The following is a 19,665-nucleotide window of genomic DNA, read 5'->3' on the forward strand; positions in this document are numbered from 1 at the left end:
TTACTGCTCGCTTACGCGTGGAATTCGCGCTCGGGTGTGCGTGGAATTCGCGCTCGGGTCATCGTGGAATCGGTGCTCGGGTCGCCGTGGAATTCGCGCTCGAGTACGCGTGGAATATGCAGGCCAGGAGACAACCCGCATGGATCTCGATTACACCCCCACCGACGACGCGTTTCGCGCCGAAATCCGTACCTGGCTCGAGGCCAATCTGCCTCAGGCCGTGCGCGAGAAGGTTCTCAACCACAAACGCCTCAGCCGCGACGACATCGCCAACTGGCACAAGCTGCTCGGTCAGCGCGGCTGGTCCGCGCCCGCGTGGCCGACCGAATATGGCGGCCCCGGGTGGAACGAAACGCAGCGCCATATCTGGGACGAGGAGTGCGGCCGCATCGGCGCGCCGATGGTGCTGCCGTTCGGCGTTTCGATGGTGGCGCCCGTGCTCATGAAGTACGGCAACGAAGCGCAAAAGCGCCGCTACCTGCCGCGCATTCTCTCCGGGGAAGACTGGTGGTGCCAGGGCTATTCGGAGCCGGGCTCTGGCTCGGATCTCGCCTCGCTGCGCACGCGCGCCGTGCTGACCAAAAGCAGCGAGGGCGACCACTACGTCGTGAACGGCCAGAAGACCTGGACCACGCTCGGCCAGCACGCCGACATGATGTTCTGCCTCGTGCGCACCGATCCCGCCGCAAAGAAGCAGGAGGGCATCTCGTTCCTGCTCATCGACATGAAGACGCCCGGCATCACCGTGCGCCCGATCATCATGCTCGACGAAGATCATGAGGTTAACGAAGTGTTCTTCGAGGATGTGAAGGTGCCTGTCGAGAACCTCGTTGGCGAAGAGAACCGCGGCTGGACCTACGCGAAATATCTGCTCGGCCATGAGCGCACCGGCATTGCGCGCGTGGGCGCGTCCAAGCGCGAGCTCGCGTTCCTCAAGGGCGTCGCGCTCGAGCAAAGGAAGCACGGCAAGCCGCTCCTGCACGATCCGGTTTTTGCGGCGCGCGTGGCAGCCGTTGAGATCGAACTGATGGCGCTGGAAGTGACGGCCGAGCGTGTGATCGCGAGCAGCGGCCATGGCCGTGGCCCGGGGCCCGAGGCGTCGATGCTCAAGATCAAGGGCACCGAAATCCAGCAGGCGCTCACCGAGTTGATGGTCGATGCGGTCGGTCCGCTCGCCGCGCCGTTCGATCCGGCGTTCCTCGAGGGCGAGCATGCGCACGCGGCGGGCGGCGACGACGATGCAGCACCGCTCGCGGCTTACTACTTCAACTATCGCAAGACGTCGATTTACGGCGGATCGAACGAAATCCAGAAGAACATCATCGCGCAGATGATTCTGGGGATTTGAGGAGCGGCGCAATGGACTTCAATTTCACCGAAGAGCAACAGCAACTCGCCGACGCGCTGCGTCGCTATCTCGACAAGAATTACGGCTTCGAAGCGCGCCAGGCGATTGTGAAGACGCCCGAGGGCGTGTCGGCCGAACACTGGAAGGCGTTCGTCGAGCTCGGCCTGGCCGCGCTGCCGGTGCCAGCGGAGCAGGGCGGCTTTGATGGTTCGCCGTTCGATATGCTCGTGGTCATGCAGGAACTGGGTCGCGCGCTTGTGATCGAGCCGTACTGGGCAAGCGCGGTGGGCGTTGAGGCGCTCAAGCTCACGGCTGCGGAGAATGCGCAGAACGCGCCACTGCTGGAGCGCGTGGCGGCAGGCGAGATCAAGCTTGCCGCGGCTTTTCACGAGCCCCACGCACGCTACGACCTGTTCGCGCTCGAGACGGTCGCGAAGGAAACCGGTGATGGCTTTGCGCTCACGGGCAGCAAGTCGGTCGTGCAGCACGGCGCGCAAGCCGACTACTGGATCGTGCCGGCGCGCCTCGCGGGCGACGTCGCGCTGTTCGTGGTGGCGCGCGATGCGAAGGGCGTCGAGGTCAGCGACTATCGGACGATCGACGGCCAGCGCGCCGCGACGCTCAAGTTCGACGCCGCGAGCGCGCGTCGTCTCGCCGGTGCGGGCGCGGCCACGTGGGAGAAAATCGCCGATTACGCCACCTTCCTGCTGTGCGCGGAAGCCGTGGGCGCCATCGACGCACTCAATCACGCGACCGTCGAGTACACGAAAACACGCCAGCAGTTCGGCGTGCCGATTGCCCGCTTCCAGGCGCTCCAGCACCGCATGGCCGAGATGCTGATCCACGGCGAGCAGGCGCGCTCGCTCACCTATCTCGCGGCCGCGCGCTACAGTAGCGCATCGCCCGACGAGCGGCGCCGCGCAGTTTCGGCGGCGAAGGTGCGCGTGGGCCAGGCGGCGCGATACGTCGGACAGCAGGCGGTGCAGCTGCACGGCGGCATGGGCGTGACCAACGAAGTCGCGGCGGCGCACCTGTTCAAGCGCCTCACGATCATCGAGACCACGCTCGGCGACGTCGATCACCATCTCGAGCGCTTCGCCTCGTTGCCGGGCTTTGCGCAGGCGGCTGCCTAAGTCGCGTGCCGGCAGCGTGTTGTGAAGCGCGTTGTGAAGCCACTCGAACGGAGAGTCATCGATGGGAGTGAGTTACGAAGATCTCGAAGTGGGCAAGTCGTATGAAATCGGCTCGCACACGTTCGGGCGCGAAGAGATCGTGCAGTTCGCGCAGCAGTTCGATCCGCAGCCGTTTCACCTGAGCGCGGCGGCCGGCGAGGCGTCGCACTTCGGCGGCCTCGTCGCGAGCGGCTGGCACACGTGCTCGGTCATGATGGGCATGCTCGTGCGCAATTTTCTCGAGGGCTCGACGTCGATGGGCTCGCCCGGCATCGACGAGATCCGCTGGATCAAGCCGGTGCGCGTGGGCGACACGCTCACGATGACCAATTTCGTCGTGAGCAAGCGCGTTTCGCAGAGCAAGCCGGATCGCGGGATCGTCGAGACGCGCTGGGAAGGCCGTAATCAGCACGGTGAAACTGTGGTGACCGTGAGCTCGAAGGGGCTGTTCGGGTTGGCCCATCCCGGGTTGCGCCATCCGGGCGGTGTGTCATGAGCGCGGTCACTGCGGTGGAAATTGCCGACGTCGCGGCCTTGCGCGCACTCGTGGGCGCCGAGCCGTTCGTGAGCGACTGGCGCGCGGTGAGCGAGGCGAGCGTGCTGGGCTTTGCCGATGCGACCGGCGATCATCAGTGGATTCACGTCGACGCGGAGCGCGCGCGGCGCGAGTCCCCGTTCGGCGGGCCGATCGCCCATGGCTTTCTCACGCTCTCGCTCGTGCCGGTACTACTCGAGGCAACCGTCACGATGCGCCAGCGCATGGGCGTGAACTATGGGCTCAACCGCGTGCGCTTCACGTCGCCGGTGCCCGTCGGCGCCAGGGTGCGCGCGCGCATCGGCGTGAAGGAAGTGAGCGACGTGGATGGCGGCGGCGCACAGGTCGTCTGGAACATCGGCGTCGAATGCGAGGGCAGCGAGCGGCCCGCGTGCGTGGCCGAATTCATTTCGCGGCACTACTTCTGAGCGTCGGAGCGTGCTTGTACGTGCTTGCACATTTTGTGCGGGCTCTGAATACGAAAGGGGCGTCCGGCTACAAGCCGGGCGCCCCTTGTTCGTTCTATCAGGCGTCGATCGTCAGGCTGCCTGCGAGCCGTGCTTCGCGTACTGCGTTGCGCCGAACAGGATCTCTCTTGCCTTGTCGTCCGTGAGTGCCTTGCGGGCGTTCGCCAGCACCTCGACGCCGCGCTTGACCGCCGGGCGCGCCGCGATCGTCTCGTGCCAGCGCTTCACGTTGGGCAATGCGTCGAGATCGACGCCCTGGTTCTGCCACGAGCGCGTCCACGGGAACGCGGCGATATCGGCGATGGTGTAGTCGTTGCCGGCCAGGTACTCGGTCTTTTCGAGCTGCGTCTCCATCACGTTGTAGAGGCGCTTGGCCTCGTTCGTGTAGCGGTTCACGGCGTACTCGATCTTCTCGGGCGCGTAGATGCGGAAGTGGTGCGCCTGGCCGAGCATGGGGCCGAGGCCACCCATCTGGAACATCACCCACTGCAACACGTCGTAGCGCGCCGCGAGGTCTTCGGGCATGAATTTGCCGGTCTTTGCGGCCAGATAGATCAGGATCGCGCCCGATTCGAACAGCGAGAACGGCTTGCCATCTGCGCGCGCAGGGCCCTCGGAATCCGTGATGGCCGGGATTTTGTTGTTCGGGCTGATTTCGAGAAACTCGGGCTCGAACTGGTCGCCTGCTCCGATATCGATGGGATGCACGCGGTACTCGAGGCCAGTCTCTTCGAGCATGATATGGACTTTGTGGCCGTTGGGCGTGGCCCAGCTGTAAACGTCGATCATCGTGGCTCCTTGGCACCTGTGACGAAGACGCCGCCAGACTTTCGCGGCACCTGAACTGGCGCAAATTAGCATAGTTCGCCGGGTGGTGCAGAGGGCCCACGAGCGCCCCTGCTGCGCTTGTGGGCTTGGTCGCCGGCGCGTCCGGGGTGGGCCTGCTCGCCTACGAGCGCGTGACCGGCATCTCTACGCGCGAGGTGGCCGCCGGGTCCATGTAGCGCGCGAGTTCGAGCTTGGCGATGGCGTTGCGATGCACCTCGTCGGGGCCATCGGCGAAGCGCAGCGTGCGCGCGTGCGCGTAGGCGTAGGCGAGCGGGAAGTCGCCGCTCACGCCGCCGCCGCCATGCACCTGGATCGCCCAGTCGAGCACCTGGCAGGCCATGTTCGGCGCGACCACTTTGATCATCGCGATTTCGCCGCGCGCGCCCTTGTTGCCGACGGTATCCATCATGTACGCGGTCTTGAGCGTGAGCAGGCGGGCCTGCTCGATCATGCAGCGCGCCTCGGCGATGCGCTCCTGGGTGACCGTCTGCTGGGCGATGGTCTTGCCGAACGCAGTGCGTGAGAGCGCGCGCTTCGACATGAATTCGAGCGCGCGCTCGGCGAGGCCGATGAGGCGCATGCAGTGGTGGATGCGGCCCGGCCCGAGGCGCCCCTGGGCGATCTCGAAGCCGCGGCCTTCTCCCAGCAGGATGTTCGAGGCTGGCACGCGTACGTTATCGAGCTCGATCTCCATGTGGCCGTGCGGCGCGTCGTCGTAGCCGAACACGGTGAGTGGGCGCTTGACCGTAATGCCCGCCGTGTCGGCCGGCACGAGGATCATCGACTGCTGTGCATGGCGCGGCGCATCGGGATCGGTCTTGCCCATCACGATGTAGACCGCGCAACGCGGATCGCCCGCGCCCGACGACCACCACTTCGTACCGTTGATCACGTAGTCGTCGCCGTCGCGTTTGATGCGCGTCTGGATGTTGGTCGCATCCGATGAAGCGACCTCGGGCTCCGTCATCAGGAAGGCCGAGCGGATCTGGCCTTCGAGCAGCGGTGCCAGCCACTGGCGCTTGTGTTCCTCAGTGCCGTAGCGCTCGATGGTTTCCATGTTGCCGGTGTCGGGCGCGCTGCAATTGAAGACCTCCGGCGCCCAGGTCACGCGGCCCATGATCTCGCATAGCGGCGCATATTCGAGGTTGGTAAGGCCCGCGCCGCGCGTCGAATCGGGCAGGAAGAGGTTCCAGAGACCCGCCTCGCGCGCTTTCAGCTTGAGTTGTTCGACGATCTGCGTGGGCACCCAGGGATTGCCGTTCGCGCGGTTGCGCTCGACTTCCTCGTGATAGACAGTTTCGTTCGGGTAGATGTGTTCGTCGAAAAACGCGAGCAGTTTCTCGCGCAGCGCCTGCACTTTCGGGGAATAGTCGAAATTCATCCAGGACCTCGCAAATAAAGAGCACTGCGTAAGGATCGCGTGCTGATGGACTGCAGATCGAATCGATGCGATGTGTGTGATGTGATGTGATGTGATGTGGTGCGATGTGGCGCGCGGCTAGCGCACCTTTTGCGCGTACTGCCACGCGAGTTCGGCCATTGGCTTCGCGCGTCGCCCAGCGTCGGCGGCCTGTGCGCTTGCGGCCGTGCCGTCGACCACGCGCTTCATGATCCCCTGCAGGATGGCCGCGATGCGGAACATGTTGTAGGCGAGGTAGAAGTTCCAGTCGCCGCGGATCTCGAGACCCGTGCGCTCGCAGTAGCGCTGCACGTATTGCTGCTCGTCGGGAATGCCGAGCGCTTGCCAGTCGAGCCCGCCGATGCCGCGGAACTGGCCCGGCTCGACGTGCCAGGCCATGCAGTGATACGAAAAATCGGCGAGCGGGTCGCCGAGCGTCGAGAGCTCCCAGTCGAGCACCGCGAGCACGCGCGGTTCGGTGGGGTGGAATATCAGGTTGTCGAGCCGGTAGTCGCCGTGCACGACCGAGACGCGTGAACCCGTGTTGTCGGGCATATGCTGCGGCAGCCATTCGATCAGGCGGTTCATCGCGTCGATCGACCCGGTTTCCGAGGCCTGATACTGGCGGCTCCAGCGATCGATTTGACGTGCGAAGTAATTGCCGGGCTTACCGTAATCGGCAAGACCGATGGCGTCGGGCTTCACGTTGTGGAGCGCGGCGATCACGCGGTTCATCTCGTCGTAGATCTCGCCGCGCAGTGCACGCGTCATGCCGGGGAGCGCCTGGTCCCACAACACGCGGCCTTCGACGAACTCCATCACATAGAACGCCCGGCCGATCACGGCTTCGTCCTCGCATAGCGCGAGCATCCTGGCGACAGGGACGTCGGTGGCGCCGAGCGCGGCCATCACGCGATACTCGCGCTCGATCGCGTGCGCCGAAGGCAGCAGCTTCGCCTTGGGGCCGGGCTTTGCACGCATCACGTAGCTGCGGTTCGGCGTGACCAGTTTGAAGGTGGGATTCGACTGGCCGCCGGCGAACTGCTCGACCGTGAGCGGTCCCTCGAAACTGTCGACCTGCGTGGCGAGCCACGCGGCAAGCGCCTCGGTGTCAAAGCGCTGACGCTCGGCAACAGGGCGCGTGCCTTCGAACGCCGAAAAATCGGTCGAGCTATTGGCGTTCGGTTTGTCTCCATCCGGGGTGGCTTGCGCCATGTTCGTCTCCCTCCTCGTCCAGGCGTTACGTGTGTTACGTGCGCTAGCGCGGTGAGCGATAGCGCAGATATTGCGCGTACAGCATCTCCATCGTCGTGTTGCGCACGTCGCGGTGCAGCGGTGCGGGCGGCGCGTGGTTGAGCATGCGCACGACCCAGTCCTGAGGCGCCACGCCCACGTCGAGCGCGTTGATGCAGCCCGTGGTCTGCGCGAGATGGCCGAAAAACGCGCGGCCGCCCGCAGTGATCGCATGCGAGAGGATCGCGCGGTTCACCCCGCCGTGCAGGACCAGCAGCGCGGTGTCCCATGATGTATCGGCACGCAGCGCGGCGAGGGCGGGCAGCACCCGGTCGAGCAGTTGGCCGATGGTTTCGCCGCCAAGAAAGCGTGTCTCTTCGGACACGACGCCGTCGAAGATGCGCAGAAACGCGTCCTCGACCTGTGCGGGTGGAATCGAGCCGAGGCGGCCGCCGCGAATTTCTTCCCACGCGGGCTGGACTTCGAGTTCGATGCGCTGGCCGGTGGCGGCGAGCACGCGCTGCGCGGTCTCGACCGTGCGCCGCAGGCCGCTCACGATCACGCGGTCGAAGCACACATCTTGCTGGGCGAACGCTTCGCCCGCCGCCGTGGCTTGAGCCCGTCCGTGCTCGTTGAGCGGCACGGTTTCGGGATCGATGACGCGCTCCGAGTCGTCGAAGTAGGTGACGTCGCCGTGGCGCATCAGATAGATGCGCCGGCGCGCGGGCAACTTGAATTCGCTCATCGCTTGTAGTCCGGTTGACGCTTTTCGAGGAATGCGGTGATGCCTTCGAGCCCGTCGCGGTGATGCAGCGAGGCCACGAAGCTGTCGCGTTCGGCGGCGAGCTGGTCGTCGAGCGACTGCATACCCGCCGCGTCCGTCAATCCCTTGATACGCGCGACGGAGTTCGGCGAGATCTTCGCGAGTTCGTCGGCCCAGTCGAGCGCGGTATCGAGCGCCGTTTTCGGTTTGGCGACGCGATTCACGACGCCAAGCTCCGCGAGGCGCGGCGCGCCGATCGGCTTGCCTTCGATCATCAGCTCGAAGGCAAGCGCGCGCGGCAGCGAGCGCGCGAGAAACCACGAGCCGCCGCCGTCGGGCGTAAGGCCGACACGCGAGTACGCCATGACGAATTTCGCGTCTTCGGCTGCAACCAGCATGTCGGCGGCGAGCGCGAGCGAGAAGCCCGCGCCCGCGGCGGCGCCTTCGACGGCGGCGATCACGAGCTTGCTCGACTGGCGCATCGCCGTGACCCATTGCGCGAGCATGTCGATACTGGCGGCCTGCACCGAGGGATCCTTGGCGCGGTTTTCGAGCAGGCGGTTCAGGTTGCCGCCCGCGCAGAAGAAGTTGTCGGCGCCCGTGAGGACGATCGCGCGCAGCGAGTTGTCGCGCTCGGCGGCATCGAATGCTTCGATCGCGGCGGCATACATGTCGGGATGCAGCGCATTGCGTGCGCCGGGGTTCGACAGCGTCAATACGAGCGTCGATTCATGGTCTTGCGGGCGAGTGCTGCGAAGTTCGGCGCTCATTGCGATGCCTCGTTTGTTGCGTTGATGTCTGCGGCGTCGGGTTGCGTGAGAGAAAGACCGAGCTGCGCGCGGCGCGCGAGCCAAGGCGACGGGCGATAGCGCGGGTCGCCGAGCACGGCGTGGATGTTGCGCAAGATCGTGAGAATCGTGCGCGCGCCCAGTGCGTCGCCTAGCGCGAGCGGCCCGTGCGGATAGCCGAGACCGAGCGTGACGGCCAGGTCGATGTCGCGCGGCGAAGCGATTTGCTTTTGCGCGATATCGCAGCCGATATTGACGATCGTCGCGGCGATGCGCTGCGCGACGAAGCCCGTGGAATCGCGAATCACCGTGACCGGCACGCCATCGGCAGCGAAGAACGCGTGGCCGGCGTCGCGTGCGGCGCGCGTGGTGGCGGGCGTCGTCATCAATGTGCGGCGCTTCGCGCCTGCGAGCGGGAACAGGGTGTCGATGGCGACGACGCGGCTCGCGTCGAGCTGCTCTTCGAGCGCGGCGGTGGTGGCGTCGAGGCCGAGCGGCGCAACCACGATGAGCGAATCGGCAGCGGGCGCGTCGCCTTCGTCGATGGCGACGCCCGCTTTCGCGGCAAACGCGAGCACGGCCTCGCGCGCTTCGGCATGGCGGCGGCTCACCCAGACGCGCGTGGGCAGCGGCGTGGGCGCGACGGGTTCATCGGGCACCTGCTGCTTGCCATCAACATAGCGATAGAAGCCTTCGCCGCTCTTGCGGCCGACCAGCCCGCCCGCGAGCCGCACGCCGGTAATGGGCGAGGGCGTAAAGCGCGGCTCTTCATAGAACTGGTGATAGATCGACTCCATCACGGGATGCGAGACGTCGAGCGCGGTCAGGTCCAGCAGCTCGAACGGCCCGAGTCGAAAGCCCGCTTGCTCGCGCATGATGCGGTCGATCTCGGCGAAGCTCGCCACGCCTTCGCTGGCCACGCGCAGACCTTCGGTGTTCATGCCGCGCCCCGCGTGATTGACGATGAAGCCCGGCATGTCCTTCGCGCGCACGGGCGTGTGGCCCATGCGGCGCGCGAGCGCCATGAGCGCGTCGCCAGCGGCGGGGTCGCTGCGCAGCCCGTCGATCACCTCGACCACCTTCATCAGCGGCACGGGGTTGAAGAAGTGGTAGCCCGCGACGCGCGAGGGATCGGTGCAGGCGGCGGCAATTGCCGTGATCGACAGCGACGAGGTGTTCGAGGCGAGCAGGCACTTGCCGCTCACCACGGTTTCGAGTTCGCGAAAGAGAATGCGTTTTGCGTCCAGGTTTTCGACGATCGCTTCGACCACGAGATCGCAGCCCGCGAGGCCGTCGATCGTATTCACGCCCGTGACGCACGCGAACGCGGTCTGGGCGTCGGCCTCGCTAATCTTGCCTTTGGCTGCGAGCTTCGCGAAGGTATCGGAGAGGTACGCGCTGGCGGCCGCGACCGCTTGCGCATTGGTATCGTAGAGGCGGACCGCGAGGCCCGCCTGTGCGGCAATCTGGGCGATGCCGCGGCCCATTGCACCGGTACCGACGATGCCGATTGTCTCAATGTTGAAATGATGTGACGTCATTGGAAACCTGGCTCCATGATTGGCCTAGAATAGCACGGCCGTACAATTTTTCGAAAACGGTTCGGCGGGTTCATGACGGACGCCGCTGCTCGCAAGGAGGCAATGAGAATGATCAAGCTGCATGGTTTTGCGCTCTCGAACTACTACAACAAGGTCAAGTTCGTTCTGCTCGAGTATGGCATCCCGTTCGAAGAGGTGATGACGAAACTCCCACTCGCCGAGGTGCAACTGGCGCAATCGCCCACCGGCAAGGTGCCGTTTATTGAGACCGAGCATGGTTTTCTGTGCGAGTCGGAAGTGATTGTCGAATATCTGGCGGCCGGCCACCCCGAAAAGCGCATCTTCTCTTCTGATCCATGGCAAGCGGCGAAGCAGCGTGAACTGATCACGATGATCGAGACGCATCTGGAACTGGCCGTGCGCGAACTGTATGCCGAAGCGTTTTTCGGTGGGACGGTGAGCGAAGCGGTGAAGGCGAGCGTCGAAAAACGCCTGAACCGTTATATCGCCAGCTTCAAGCGGCTCGCGAAGTTTGCGCCGTTCGTAGGTGGGGAGCAGTTCGGGATTGTCGACATCGTTGCGTTTGCGAGCCTGCCACTCGTCGCGATGGCGACACAGAAGATTTATGGCCGCGACTTTCTCGCCGAAGCCGGTGTGGACTGGAAGTCGTACCTGAAGCTCGTGGGCGATCGACCTGCGGCACAGCGGGTCGCCGCCGAGCGCAAGGCCTATATCGAAGCGAATTCGTAAGCTGGGCGCCAACGTCGCATAGGCAGTCTGGCGGCGCGGCGCAATGCTTCTGGAGGTACGCCGCGCTGCCCGGCGCGATGCTCGGGAACGCCTTGCCGCGCGCGGGGGCATCGCGCATTCCCGGTCGTCAGAGCCGTGCGAGGCGCTCGAGCGCGGTCGCGAGCGTGCCTTCCTGCTTGGCGAAGCAAAAGCGCACAACGCCCGATTCGTGCGGCTCATGATAAAACGCCGACACCGGAATGGCCGCTACGCCAATTTCCGCCGTGAGCCACTTCGAGAATTCGGCTTCGGGCAGGTCGCTGATCGCCGAATAATCCACGCACTGGAAGTAGGTGCCTTCGCAAGGCAGCAGCTTGAAGCGCGAGTTCGCGAGCCCGGCGCGGAAAAAGTCGCGCTTCTTTTGATAGAACGCGGGCAGCTCCAGGTACGGCTTGGGATCGCGCAGGTATTGCGCGAGACCGACCTGCATGGGCGTGTTCACGGTGAACACGTTGAACTGGTGCACCTTGCGGAATTCGGCCGTGAGCGGCGCCGGTGCCGCCACATAGCCGACCTTCCAGCCCGTCACGTGATACGTCTTGCCGAAGCTCGACACGATGAAGCTGCGCGCCGCGAGTTCCGGATAGCGCGCGACGCTTTGGTGCGGCTGGCCGTCATAGACCATGTGCTCGTAGACCTCGTCAGAGAGGATCAGCACATTGGTGCCGCGCACGATCTCCTCGAGCTTGCGCATGTCCTCGGCACGCCACACCGTGCCCGTGGGGTTGTGCGGCGTATTGATGAGGATGAGGCGCGTCTTCGGCGTGATGGCCGCCGCGAGGCGGTCGAACGGGATCGCATAATCGGGCGCTTCGAGCGTCACGAATACCGGCTTGCCACCCGCGAGTTCGATCGACGGCAGGTAGCTGTCGTAGATCGGCTCCACCACGATGACTTCATCGCCGGGATGCACCGTGCACAGGATCGCCGTGAGCAGCGCCTGAGTGGCGCCCGCCGTCACGGTGATCTCGGTATTGGCGTCGTAGCGGCGACCGTAGATATTCGCGATCTTCTCCGAGATCGCTTCGCGCAGCGCGGGCATGCCCGGCATCGGCGGGTACTGGTTGTGGCCGTCCCGCATGGCCTGCGCGACCGCGTCGACGATGCGCGAATCGCAGTCGAAGTCGGGAAAGCCCTGACCCAGGTTCACCGCGCCTTTTTCGGCGGCGAGCGCGCTCATCACCGTGAAGATCGTCGTGCCGACGTCGGGCAGGCGCGAGGGAAAAGAGGGCGAGGGCAGCGGGGTTTGCGACGGATCTTGGGAGGGATGGGGTGCGTTCATGGCGCTTGCGGAAGGAAGACGGTGGAACGGGAAAGCTCGATTGTAGGCAAATCGTTCGGGCCGCGGGCGGTTGAGCTGCCGGCGCCCGGTGTGCGGGCCGCGGACTTGCTGGTCGCGCGGCCGGCGTCCGGCGCCCGGTGTGCGGCGCGCTGGGCTAGGCCACCGAGGGTTCTACCGCAGCCAGCCCGTTTTCGGCGACGAAGGCGTCGGGCGTGCCGATGCGAAAGCCGAAGTCGCGGGCGATGCGCTTCGCGAGCTTGAGCACCGCACGGTCTTTCGATACGAGCCATGCGGCGCCGCTGGCACGCGCAAGCTCCAGGAACTTCTGGTCGTCGCGGTCGCGGCATTGGGGCAGTGCACGGGCGTCGGCGGGCGGCGCCGGCGGCTCGATCTGGCGCACGAGCGTTGCCAGCGCGGCGAGCGCGGCCGCTTTATCCGTGCCGCGGCCCTGGAATTGCGGATAGTCCAGCACGTGCGCGAGCTCGGCATGGCAGCGTGCGTCGATCAGCGCCTCGAGCGCGCCACGTTCGAGCGCGGCGCGAATGGGGCGCGTATGGGGATCGTCGAACACGAGAACGTCGAGCCACACGTTCGAGTCGAGTACCACGGCGAGGATATCTTGGGCGCCCGTGGCGCGGGAATCGGCCTGGGCGTTGTCTGGAGACGTCGATGGGGACGTCAGTCGGGACGTCAATGGGGGCGTAGGGCCGGTCATTCGTGAATTCGCTACAATCGGGCTTTCGCCTTTGAACATCGGCACACTCGTGCCTGCAAGCCTCTATGATAATCGTTCTGTCGCCGGCCAAATCGCTCGACTATGACACGCCGGCGCATATCGAAACCCACACCATCCCCGATTTCGTCGATGACGCGGCCGAATTGATCGATGGCCTGCGCCGTCTTTCGCCGCAGCAAATCGGCACGCTCATGAGCATCTCGGACCCGCTCGCGCGCCTGAACTTCCAGCGCTACGCCGACTGGTCGAAGCACTTTAGCCAGACCAATGCGAAGCAGGCCGTGCTCGCGTTCAACGGCGACGTGTACGAGGGCTTCGATGCAAAATCGCTCACTCACGCCGACCTCGATTACGCCCAGCAGCACGTGCGCGTGCTGTCGGGCCTGTATGGCGTGCTGCGTCCGCTCGACCTGCTGCAGCCGTACCGGCTGGAAATGGGCACGCGCTTCGAGAATGCGCGCGGCAAGGACCTCTACGCGTTCTGGGACGAGCGCATCACGCACGCGCTCAACGCGCAACTCGAGCACAACCAGGAACAAGCGAAGAAGGGCGCGCGCGTGCTGGTGAACTGCGCATCGAACGAGTACTTCAAGGCCGTGAAGCCGAAGAAGCTCGCGGCGCCCATCATCACGCCGGTTTTCGAAGACTGGAAGGGTGGCCGCTACAAGATCATCAGCTTCCATGCGAAGCGCGCGCGCGGATTGATGGCGCGCTATGCGGTCGAGAACCGTATTGCCGAGCCCGAGGCGCTAAAGGCTTTCGACTCCGAAGGCTACGCCTTCGATGCAGAGGCATCGAACGATTCGACCTACGTATTCCGCCGGCGTCTGGCCGATTAAACAGGATTGAGCGGCGCTTGTGCCGCGATTGTTCTCCATATCGATTGCTGACCCCAGCGAAGGAACCAGACATGACGATTTCCATTTCCAGCCAGTTCGATGCGGGTGCGATCGAAGTGCTCTCGTGCGAGCAACCCGACGACATCCGTCTGCGCGTGCGTGCCGACAATCAGTCGGATTTCGCGCAGTGGTTCTATTTCCGCCTCACGGGCGGGCGTGGCGAGCGTTGCGTGATGACGTTCGAGAACGCGTCTGCGTGCGCATTCCCCGAAGGCTGGCGCGACTACCAGGCCGTGGCGAGCTACGACCGCGTGAACTGGTTTCGCGTGCCGACCGCATACGACGGAAAGGCGCTCACCATTGACCATACGCCCGACTTCGACAGCATCTACTACGCGTATTTCGAACCGTACAGCGAGGAGCGCCATTCGGAATTTCTCGGCGCGCTGCAACAACTCCCGCACGCGACGCTGAGCGAACTCGGCCAGACTGTCGAGGGCCGTCCGATGACGTTGCTCTCGCTCGGCATGCCCGGCGACACCACGCCCGAAGGCAAGCCCAAAAAGACGGTCTGGATCATCGCGCGTCAGCACCCGGGCGAGTCGATGGCCGAGTGGTTCGTCGAAGGGCTCGTGAAGCGGCTGGCGGGCTGGGGCGACTGGGCGGGCGATCCGGTCGCGCGCATGCTGCTTGATCGCGTCATTTTCCACATCGTGCCGAACATGAACCCGGACGGCAGTGTGCACGGTAACCTGCGCACCAACGCGGTGGGTGCGAATCTGAACCGCGAATGGATGGCGCCCGATGCGAAGCGCAGCCCCGAGGTTCTCGCCGTGCGCGATGCGATCGAGGCGACCGGCTGCGATCTGTTCTTCGACATCCACGGCGACGAGACGCTGCCGTATGTGTTCGTGGCCGGTTCGGAAATGCTGCCCGGCTTCACCGAACAGCAGCGCACCGAGCAGACGGCATTCATCGAAGCATTCAAGATAGCGAGCCCGGATTTCCAGGACAAGCACGGTTACGAAGCGAGCCGCTATCGTGAAGACGCGCTCAAGCTCGCGTCGAAGTACATCGGGCATCGCTACGGCTGCCTGTCGCTCACGCTCGAAATGCCGTTCAAAGACAACGCAAATCTGCCCGACGAGCGCGTGGGCTGGAATGGCGAGCGTAGCGCGGCGCTGGGCGCCGCCATGCTGCAAGCCGTCTTGCATCACGTCGTCAAGTTCGCCTGACGCAAAGACGCGTACCTTCGGGGTGCGCCATGGAAAAAGGGGGAAGCGGTGCGAGCCGCTTCCCCCTTTGTCATTTGCGGCGCGTGCCGTGTGGGCAGCGCCACGCCGTCATGGCTTCGTCGACTTCTTTTTTGTGGTTGTTTTTTTGGCTGTCGACGTCGCGGTCGATTTCGTCGCCGGCTTGGCTGTCGTTTTGCTGCTGCTCTTTGTGCTCGCTGCCGAAGACTTGTGGCTCGATTTGCCTGAGGTCGCTTTCTTCTTGCTCTTGCCGGTGGCCTTCTTCGATTTCGTGCCGTGCTTGCCGCTGGCGTGGGCCGCAATGCCGCCTGTTGCGGCGCGCGGCTCGCTGCGCGCACGCAATGGCGGTACGGGATCGTTCCAGCTGAACGCGAGGATCTGCTGGCCCACGTAGCCGCAGCGGAACTTCAGATCGTATGGTGCGTGGTTGCTGTCTTTCGCAATGCCGATGCCATCGACGGTCACGATCGTGTCGACCTTCACGCGCTGCTTGCCTTCGTCGAACGAATCGTTCCAGGGCGTCACGGTGGAGTGTGCGCTGTCGAAGGAGCTGGGCGGAAACTCGACGCGATCGAGCGCGTCCGAAGTGCTTGCAATGAAGTTGCCATGCGCGGCACAGCTTGCGACCAGCGGATCGGCATGCATCTGTGTAATGAAGGTATTGGCGAGATCGCCTTGCGTGCTGGTGAGGGTGAGGTCTCCTGGCTGAGCGATCGGGTCGATCTGATCGGCGTGTGCGGGCAGCGTGCAAACGATCGTGAGGCTCACGGCGCAGGCGGCCAGTCGGCCAACTACAGTCAGCAACTGGCTAGATGCTTTGTTGCGGTCCATCTGATTATTCTGGGTGAGGGTGGGACGTCGGGCACCGTAAGATGCTGCGCCGCATGGATGAGTTCCAGGCCCGGATAAATATTTCGTGGAGCAGGCTGGCGGGGCGGCTTCCTGGTGTGGCTGCCGTGCATGCTGCGGCTTGTGGCCGCGGTGTACTCTGGCTTCGCATTCTCGCTCAGGGCTGCCACATGGCGGCGGGGCAACCCGCCGGCTGTGCGTCACCCGCGCGTGACCCGCGTGCCTGGTACGCGCTGCAAGCCGGTCAGGTCCGTGGTCCGCCCAGCCGGTAGCGCCGCACGTCATAGGTCGTGACCCACGTGGGGCGATAGACCGCGATCAGCGCCGTGGCCATGCCGGTGAACCATGCCTCGCCGGACGCGAGCAGGAATACGCTGAAGGCGTAGCCCGCAGGCACGGTGAGCGTCGATCCGCCGTTGATCGCGACGTGAGTGCCGAGCGCCAGATAGGCTGCCGCGGATACCGCGATGGCTGGCGAAACGAAACCTTGGCCGACGATGAACATGAAGAGGTTGCGGGGCAGCCATGCAGCGCAGGCGCGCTGCAGCAATGCGGAGACGGCTACCGGGAAGGCGCCGAATACGAGGAAGGTGAGCGCGACGCCGTCCCAGGGCGCGTCGAAGACGACCGCGGCCAGCGCAACGACCATCCCCATGGCGACGAGCGCGAGCCCCCAGTCGAATAGCGTGACTACGAGGGTGGCGCCGAGCAGATGCAGCACGGTGCCGTCCTCGAGCCAGGCATTGCTCGCCCACAGCACGGAGACGGCCACGATGATGGCGAGCCAAACATGCTGGAGCGTCGCGTCTTGTAGACGCTTGAATGGGTTGTTCCATAGCGCGAGCGCGAGCAGGCCCCCGGCTGCAATCCATGCACCGACGATGACCCACAGCGGAAGCGGCGTATACAGGAACCCCATATGCTTCATATTACTCGTTGGAACGCAAAACGTGTGCACAGGTGGGAGACGCTTCCTGTTCTTCGCTGTTCAAGTCGGCTTCGGCGGGAGGCGCAAGTGGGGCTGGCGCCGCTTCGCCGTAAGGAATGGTTGGTTCCGCGGCTATCGGTAGTGCATCAGCAGTGTCGTCTTGCCGCAACGGATAGCGGAAGGAGCGCTTGGCACGCGAACGCAGCGGCACTGGGCCATGTTCGCCGTACGCCGGCTTCGGCGCGCTGTCCCGACGCGTGCGCAGCACTTGCAGCTGGTTCGCCAGCAAGCCATTGTAGATCGCCACGGCAGCGGCACGGTTGGGGGCGCCGAGTTGCTGGAAGATGCTCGCCAGATGAACTTTGACGGTGCCCTCGCTGATGCCGAGCGCTCTGGCGATCATCTTGTTCGTGCTGCCCATGTGGACGCAGCGGAGGATCTGTTCCTGGCGTGGCGAAAGGCTCACCTTGAGGTGCGCCTTGGACACGTGCGCGGCGCTCTTGCCGTTGCGACGCTGTGGCACCGGCCACGAACCCGGCGGGCAGAACGAAGGACCGAATACGTCGGCGGGCAGGTGATCGCCGCCAAGCAGGATGAGTTCGAGCAGCTTGACGATCAGGATCGAATCGGTGGTGCGCCGGATGATGCCGCGTGCCCCTTCAGCCAGTACCGCGCGCACGGCGTGGGGTGGCTCGGTGCGGTCTACGAGCACGGCGACGGGGAGCGTCTGATGCCGGTTCGCAAAGTTGCGCAACTCGCCCGGACGGATGCCGTCGTGCCAGTCGATCACAAGCAGGTTTGGTGTGAAACGCTGCATCGCACGCTCGGCGCTGCGCCAGTCTGGCGCGTCGTTGAAGCGCGCGCGCCGGTCGATTTGTCGTAATAGCGCCTTGAGTCCCTCGCGCCGTTCGGCGTCCGGATTGAATACCGCAAACCGCATAGCATAGCCCTCCTCTCGTGAATGGCCCCTCTCGAAATGTTGTGCGGCGCGAGCCCTGCACGCGCTGCTTGAAACTGGGCCAACAGCACCATGATGACAAAAAGCTTGCGTCGCGGCGGCCTGTCCAGATGGCGTAGGACGTAGGGCAAAAAAAAGCCCCGCACAGAGGCGGGGCAGGGTAGGAATATGTCGTGTTGCTTAGTGGAAATGTGGCTGAGCAGGCTCAGCATCTTCCGGCATCTCGGCGTGAACAATCTCACCGAGTGGGTCTGCGTAGAGCGGTACGCCGCAATCGTCGCAGTATTCCGGCTCGAAACGGCCGGCATGACGGCGGATGTCGGTGATGCCCGATTCCTTCAGCAGTGCGACGATCTCTTCGAGCGGGCCGGTGCCGACATTTTCTTCGGACGGCTCTTCGTCGATCTCGGCGTCGCCGTTCTCGCGACCGTAGAGCGGCCAGACCACGCCGTACAGGACGTCATTGCTGCCGCGCTTCGTGAAGCCGACGCGGTATTCGTCAATGCGCCGTTCGCCGAAACCCGCGACAACAGCGCGCAGGTCTTGGGCGGTTGCGCCGATCGTATCGAGCAGGTAGCGCACCGCAGTGCGGATGGTGTGGGGGCGCACGCGTTCGTCGGCGTCGCGGCAGGCAGAATAGTAGGCGTCCGGCAGGAGGCATTCGAACTCGCAACCGGGCATGACGACGGCAAGATTGGCACCGCCTTGCGTGGCCCATTGCTCGAGGCACTGGCCACGCTCGATGCGCGAACCGTTTTCCTCTTCCTGCCAGCGGAAGAGCGGTGTGCCGACCGGCGCGGCGACCACGGCCAGCAGGAAGCGCGGATCGGCGAGAATCGGCGAAGTCTCGGGCAGCTCGCCCACGCTGATCCTGGCTGCGGTGCCGTTCAGCGCAGCCTGCGAAAGCTGCTGCGCGAGACGCCAGGTTTCGACGTGATGGCGCGGCAGTTGGTCGATGCTATACAGATAGGGTGCCATCGCGACGCGCGTGCCGCTCGCCAGCACATGTGCCTGGAGATGCGTGCGCAGTGCATCCGATGCATCCGACTTTAGCGGCCCCGAAGGAATGACGTAGCGGGTCCAGGCAAGCACAGGTGCGGCGACGAGCAGCGCTTCGTATTGCGTGCCATCGTGTTCGACGAGGAACGACTCGCTGTGGGTCTCGGCCATGTCGGCGAGCGCGCCGTAGGCGTCCGGGTGGTTCTGCTGCAGATGGTCGAGCGCGGCGTCGAGCGTAGTCTGGTTGCCGTTGCGCACGACCTTCGCGAGCAGCGTGTCGAGCTTGGCCTCCCAGAAGCGGTCTTCGGTGCGGCTGCCCGAGGCGAACAGGGCGAGCGACAGGCCGACGAGCTTGTCGGCATCGGGAGGGAGGCGTTTGGCGATTCGCGAGCGCATAAATCCGTGAGTTGGGATGCAGAGAACCTCATATTCTAGTCTGTTCCGCGCGGGCCATCGGTTTGCCCTACAGGGGGACGGTAGACGAGCGTACGGGAGGGGATCTTTGCACCTCGCGGCAGGCGATCGCAAAGCTGTTGTTTGGCGGTTGTTCAGTGGGTTATCGCGTAAGTGCGCGTGTCGCGCGAGGACTGTACCGGCGCCAGCGGATGGGCCGATGCGTAGCGATTCAAAAAACCCCTTGCCAGATGTCATCTGCGTGACTAGAATTCCGCTCCTTCGCTTCATGCCTTGCCTGACGCGAAGGCCGCCGCGAGAAACGGCGGTTGCGTGAGTCGACAGTTTTTAAGCGGTGACGTTAAAAAAGATGTTGACGAAACGCGAGAGAGTCTGCATAATCTTTTTTCTCTGCTGCTGACGCAGCAACGCAGAAAACGCCGGGCCGTAGCGCAGTTTGCCGGTGTCTTCCGCGAATCGATCTTTAAAAATTTACAGCCGATAAGTGTGGGCGCTTGACGGGTTTCGTGACCTGATGATTCTTCGGAGTTATCGGGAGTAGCGA

At 64.5% G+C, this 19,665-nt stretch carries 20 protein-coding genes; 8 read left to right on the forward strand and 12 right to left on the reverse strand.

The window, feature by feature from the left end; all coding sequences use genetic code 11:
* The first annotated feature begins 139 nt into the window (after positions 1 to 139).
* From L5014_RS36940 to L5014_RS36955, 4 genes are all read left to right on the forward strand, one after another.
* Positions 140 to 1,348: an acyl-CoA dehydrogenase family protein gene (locus L5014_RS36940; RefSeq protein ID WP_238468817.1), complete on the forward strand. Its 1,209-nt coding sequence runs from the start codon at positions 140 to 142 to the stop codon at positions 1,346 to 1,348.
* Positions 1,349 to 1,359: 11 nt separating this feature from the next.
* Positions 1,360 to 2,481, forward strand: a complete 1,122-nt coding sequence (locus L5014_RS36945) for an acyl-CoA dehydrogenase family protein (RefSeq protein WP_238468818.1) — start codon at positions 1,360 to 1,362, stop codon at positions 2,479 to 2,481.
* Positions 2,482 to 2,542: 61 nt separating this feature from the next.
* A complete protein-coding gene (locus L5014_RS36950; protein WP_238468819.1) occupies positions 2,543 to 3,016 on the forward strand; it encodes a MaoC family dehydratase in 474 nt (157 codons plus the stop codon).
* Positions 3,013 to 3,483, forward strand: coding sequence for a MaoC family dehydratase (locus tag L5014_RS36955; protein ID WP_238468820.1), 471 nt, complete (start codon positions 3,013 to 3,015; stop codon positions 3,481 to 3,483). The genes L5014_RS36950 and L5014_RS36955 overlap by 4 nt, the downstream gene beginning before the upstream one ends.
* A gap of 111 nt (positions 3,484 to 3,594) precedes the next feature.
* Here the strand turns inward: L5014_RS36955 and L5014_RS36960 are convergent, their stop codons facing one another.
* The 6 genes from L5014_RS36960 to L5014_RS36985 form a co-directional block, all read right to left on the reverse strand.
* On the reverse strand, positions 3,595 to 4,311 hold the full coding sequence (locus L5014_RS36960; RefSeq protein ID WP_238468821.1) for a glutathione binding-like protein: 717 nt from the start codon (positions 4,309 to 4,311) through the stop codon (positions 3,595 to 3,597).
* A 160-nt stretch (positions 4,312 to 4,471) separates the two neighbouring features.
* On the reverse strand, positions 4,472 to 5,731 hold the full coding sequence (locus tag L5014_RS36965; RefSeq protein ID WP_238468822.1) for an acyl-CoA dehydrogenase family protein: 1,260 nt from the start codon (positions 5,729 to 5,731) through the stop codon (positions 4,472 to 4,474).
* A 117-nt stretch (positions 5,732 to 5,848) separates the two neighbouring features.
* Positions 5,849 to 6,964, reverse strand: a complete 1,116-nt coding sequence (locus L5014_RS36970) for a phosphotransferase (RefSeq protein ID WP_238468823.1) — start codon at positions 6,962 to 6,964, stop codon at positions 5,849 to 5,851.
* A gap of 43 nt (positions 6,965 to 7,007) precedes the next feature.
* The gene (locus L5014_RS36975; RefSeq protein WP_238468824.1) at positions 7,008 to 7,727 is read right to left on the reverse strand and encodes a histidine phosphatase family protein; all 720 of its coding nucleotides are present in this window, start codon (positions 7,725 to 7,727) and stop codon (positions 7,008 to 7,010) included.
* Positions 7,724 to 8,515 (reverse strand): oxepin-CoA hydrolase, alternative type, encoded by a 792-nt coding sequence (locus tag L5014_RS36980; protein WP_238468825.1) that lies wholly within the window; start codon positions 8,513 to 8,515, stop codon positions 7,724 to 7,726. Before L5014_RS36980 ends, L5014_RS36975 begins: the two co-directional genes overlap by 4 nt.
* On the reverse strand, positions 8,512 to 10,074 hold the full coding sequence (locus L5014_RS36985) for a 3-hydroxyacyl-CoA dehydrogenase (RefSeq protein ID WP_238468826.1): 1,563 nt from the start codon (positions 10,072 to 10,074) through the stop codon (positions 8,512 to 8,514). The genes L5014_RS36980 and L5014_RS36985 overlap by 4 nt, the downstream gene beginning before the upstream one ends.
* A 108-nt stretch (positions 10,075 to 10,182) precedes the next feature.
* Here L5014_RS36985 and L5014_RS36990 point away from each other — a divergent pair, with 108 nt between their 5' ends.
* Entirely contained in the window at positions 10,183 to 10,824 is a 642-nt protein-coding gene (locus L5014_RS36990) for a glutathione S-transferase family protein (protein ID WP_238468827.1), read from the forward strand.
* Between the two features lie 127 nt (positions 10,825 to 10,951).
* On the opposite strand, the gene L5014_RS36995 is transcribed toward L5014_RS36990, so the two are convergent.
* Both L5014_RS36995 and L5014_RS37000 read right to left on the reverse strand, forming a co-directional pair.
* Positions 10,952 to 12,145: a pyridoxal phosphate-dependent aminotransferase gene (locus L5014_RS36995; RefSeq protein ID WP_238468828.1), complete on the reverse strand. Its 1,194-nt coding sequence runs from the start codon at positions 12,143 to 12,145 to the stop codon at positions 10,952 to 10,954.
* 154 nt (positions 12,146 to 12,299) lie between these two features.
* Positions 12,300 to 12,860, reverse strand: a complete 561-nt coding sequence (locus tag L5014_RS37000; protein WP_238468829.1) for a putative toxin-antitoxin system toxin component, PIN family — start codon at positions 12,858 to 12,860, stop codon at positions 12,300 to 12,302.
* A gap of 65 nt (positions 12,861 to 12,925) precedes the next feature.
* Between L5014_RS37000 and yaaA the strand changes: the two genes are divergently transcribed.
* Both yaaA and L5014_RS37010 read left to right on the forward strand, forming a co-directional pair.
* Entirely contained in the window at positions 12,926 to 13,720 is a 795-nt protein-coding gene (gene yaaA / locus L5014_RS37005; RefSeq protein ID WP_238468830.1) for a peroxide stress protein YaaA, read from the forward strand.
* 71 nt (positions 13,721 to 13,791) lie between these two features.
* Positions 13,792 to 14,955 carry a M14 family metallopeptidase gene (locus L5014_RS37010; RefSeq protein WP_238468831.1) on the forward strand — a complete coding sequence of 388 codons (1,164 nt, stop codon included), beginning with the start codon at positions 13,792 to 13,794 and terminating at the stop codon, positions 14,953 to 14,955.
* A 108-nt stretch (positions 14,956 to 15,063) separates the two neighbouring features.
* Here L5014_RS37010 and L5014_RS37015 read toward each other — a convergent pair whose 3' ends face one another.
* From L5014_RS37015 to L5014_RS37030, 4 genes are all read right to left on the reverse strand, one after another.
* Positions 15,064 to 15,804: a BspC domain-containing protein gene (locus tag L5014_RS37015; protein ID WP_238468832.1), complete on the reverse strand. Its 741-nt coding sequence runs from the start codon at positions 15,802 to 15,804 to the stop codon at positions 15,064 to 15,066.
* A gap of 262 nt (positions 15,805 to 16,066) precedes the next feature.
* A complete protein-coding gene (locus L5014_RS37020) occupies positions 16,067 to 16,741 on the reverse strand; it encodes an energy-coupling factor ABC transporter permease (RefSeq protein ID WP_238468836.1) in 675 nt (224 codons plus the stop codon).
* A 10-nt stretch (positions 16,742 to 16,751) separates the two neighbouring features.
* A complete protein-coding gene (locus L5014_RS37025) occupies positions 16,752 to 17,690 on the reverse strand; it encodes a LuxR family transcriptional regulator (protein WP_238468833.1) in 939 nt (312 codons plus the stop codon).
* Positions 17,691 to 17,888: 198 nt separating this feature from the next.
* Entirely contained in the window at positions 17,889 to 19,103 is a 1,215-nt protein-coding gene (locus tag L5014_RS37030; protein ID WP_238468834.1) for a DUF2863 family protein, read from the reverse strand.
* A gap of 330 nt (positions 19,104 to 19,433) precedes the next feature.
* Between L5014_RS37030 and L5014_RS37035 the strand changes: the two genes are divergently transcribed.
* A complete protein-coding gene (locus L5014_RS37035) occupies positions 19,434 to 19,619 on the forward strand; it encodes a hypothetical protein (protein ID WP_238468835.1) in 186 nt (61 codons plus the stop codon).
* The last annotated feature ends 46 nt before the right edge of the window (positions 19,620 to 19,665 follow it).

The organism is Paraburkholderia tagetis, from assembly GCF_022213065.1.
Classification (GTDB): domain Bacteria; phylum Pseudomonadota; class Gammaproteobacteria; order Burkholderiales; family Burkholderiaceae; genus Paraburkholderia; species Paraburkholderia tagetis.

Bases quoted from the DNA above. Each gene is read 5' to 3' on its own strand.
- L5014_RS37020 (WP_238468836.1), bottom strand. From the start codon at position 16,741: ATGGGGTTCCTGTATACGCCGCTTCCGCTGTGGGTCATCGTCGGTGCA.
- L5014_RS36955 (WP_238468820.1), top strand. From the start codon at position 3,013: ATGAGCGCGGTCACTGCGGTGGAAATTGCCGACGTCGCGGCCTTGCGC.
- L5014_RS36950 (WP_238468819.1), top strand. From the start codon at position 2,543: ATGGGAGTGAGTTACGAAGATCTCGAAGTGGGCAAGTCGTATGAAATC.
- L5014_RS37030 (WP_238468834.1), bottom strand. From the start codon at position 19,103: ATGCGCTCGCGAATCGCCAAACGCCTCCCTCCCGATGCCGACAAGCTC.
- L5014_RS36980 (WP_238468825.1), bottom strand. From the start codon at position 8,515: ATGAGCGCCGAACTTCGCAGCACTCGCCCGCAAGACCATGAATCGACG.
- L5014_RS37025 (WP_238468833.1), bottom strand. From the start codon at position 17,690: ATGCGGTTTGCGGTATTCAATCCGGACGCCGAACGGCGCGAGGGACTC.
- L5014_RS36975 (WP_238468824.1), bottom strand. From the start codon at position 7,727: ATGAGCGAATTCAAGTTGCCCGCGCGCCGGCGCATCTATCTGATGCGC.
- L5014_RS36945 (WP_238468818.1), top strand. From the start codon at position 1,360: ATGGACTTCAATTTCACCGAAGAGCAACAGCAACTCGCCGACGCGCTG.
- L5014_RS36970 (WP_238468823.1), bottom strand. From the start codon at position 6,964: ATGGCGCAAGCCACCCCGGATGGAGACAAACCGAACGCCAATAGCTCG.
- yaaA (WP_238468830.1), top strand. From the start codon at position 12,926: ATGATAATCGTTCTGTCGCCGGCCAAATCGCTCGACTATGACACGCCG.
- L5014_RS37010 (WP_238468831.1), top strand. From the start codon at position 13,792: ATGACGATTTCCATTTCCAGCCAGTTCGATGCGGGTGCGATCGAAGTG.
- L5014_RS36985 (WP_238468826.1), bottom strand. From the start codon at position 10,074: ATGACGTCACATCATTTCAACATTGAGACAATCGGCATCGTCGGTACC.
- L5014_RS36990 (WP_238468827.1), top strand. From the start codon at position 10,183: ATGATCAAGCTGCATGGTTTTGCGCTCTCGAACTACTACAACAAGGTC.
- L5014_RS36940 (WP_238468817.1), top strand. From the start codon at position 140: ATGGATCTCGATTACACCCCCACCGACGACGCGTTTCGCGCCGAAATC.
- L5014_RS36995 (WP_238468828.1), bottom strand. From the start codon at position 12,145: ATGAACGCACCCCATCCCTCCCAAGATCCGTCGCAAACCCCGCTGCCC.
- L5014_RS36960 (WP_238468821.1), bottom strand. From the start codon at position 4,311: ATGATCGACGTTTACAGCTGGGCCACGCCCAACGGCCACAAAGTCCAT.
- L5014_RS36965 (WP_238468822.1), bottom strand. From the start codon at position 5,731: ATGAATTTCGACTATTCCCCGAAAGTGCAGGCGCTGCGCGAGAAACTG.
- L5014_RS37000 (WP_238468829.1), bottom strand. From the start codon at position 12,860: ATGACCGGCCCTACGCCCCCATTGACGTCCCGACTGACGTCCCCATCG.
- L5014_RS37015 (WP_238468832.1), bottom strand. From the start codon at position 15,804: ATGGACCGCAACAAAGCATCTAGCCAGTTGCTGACTGTAGTTGGCCGA.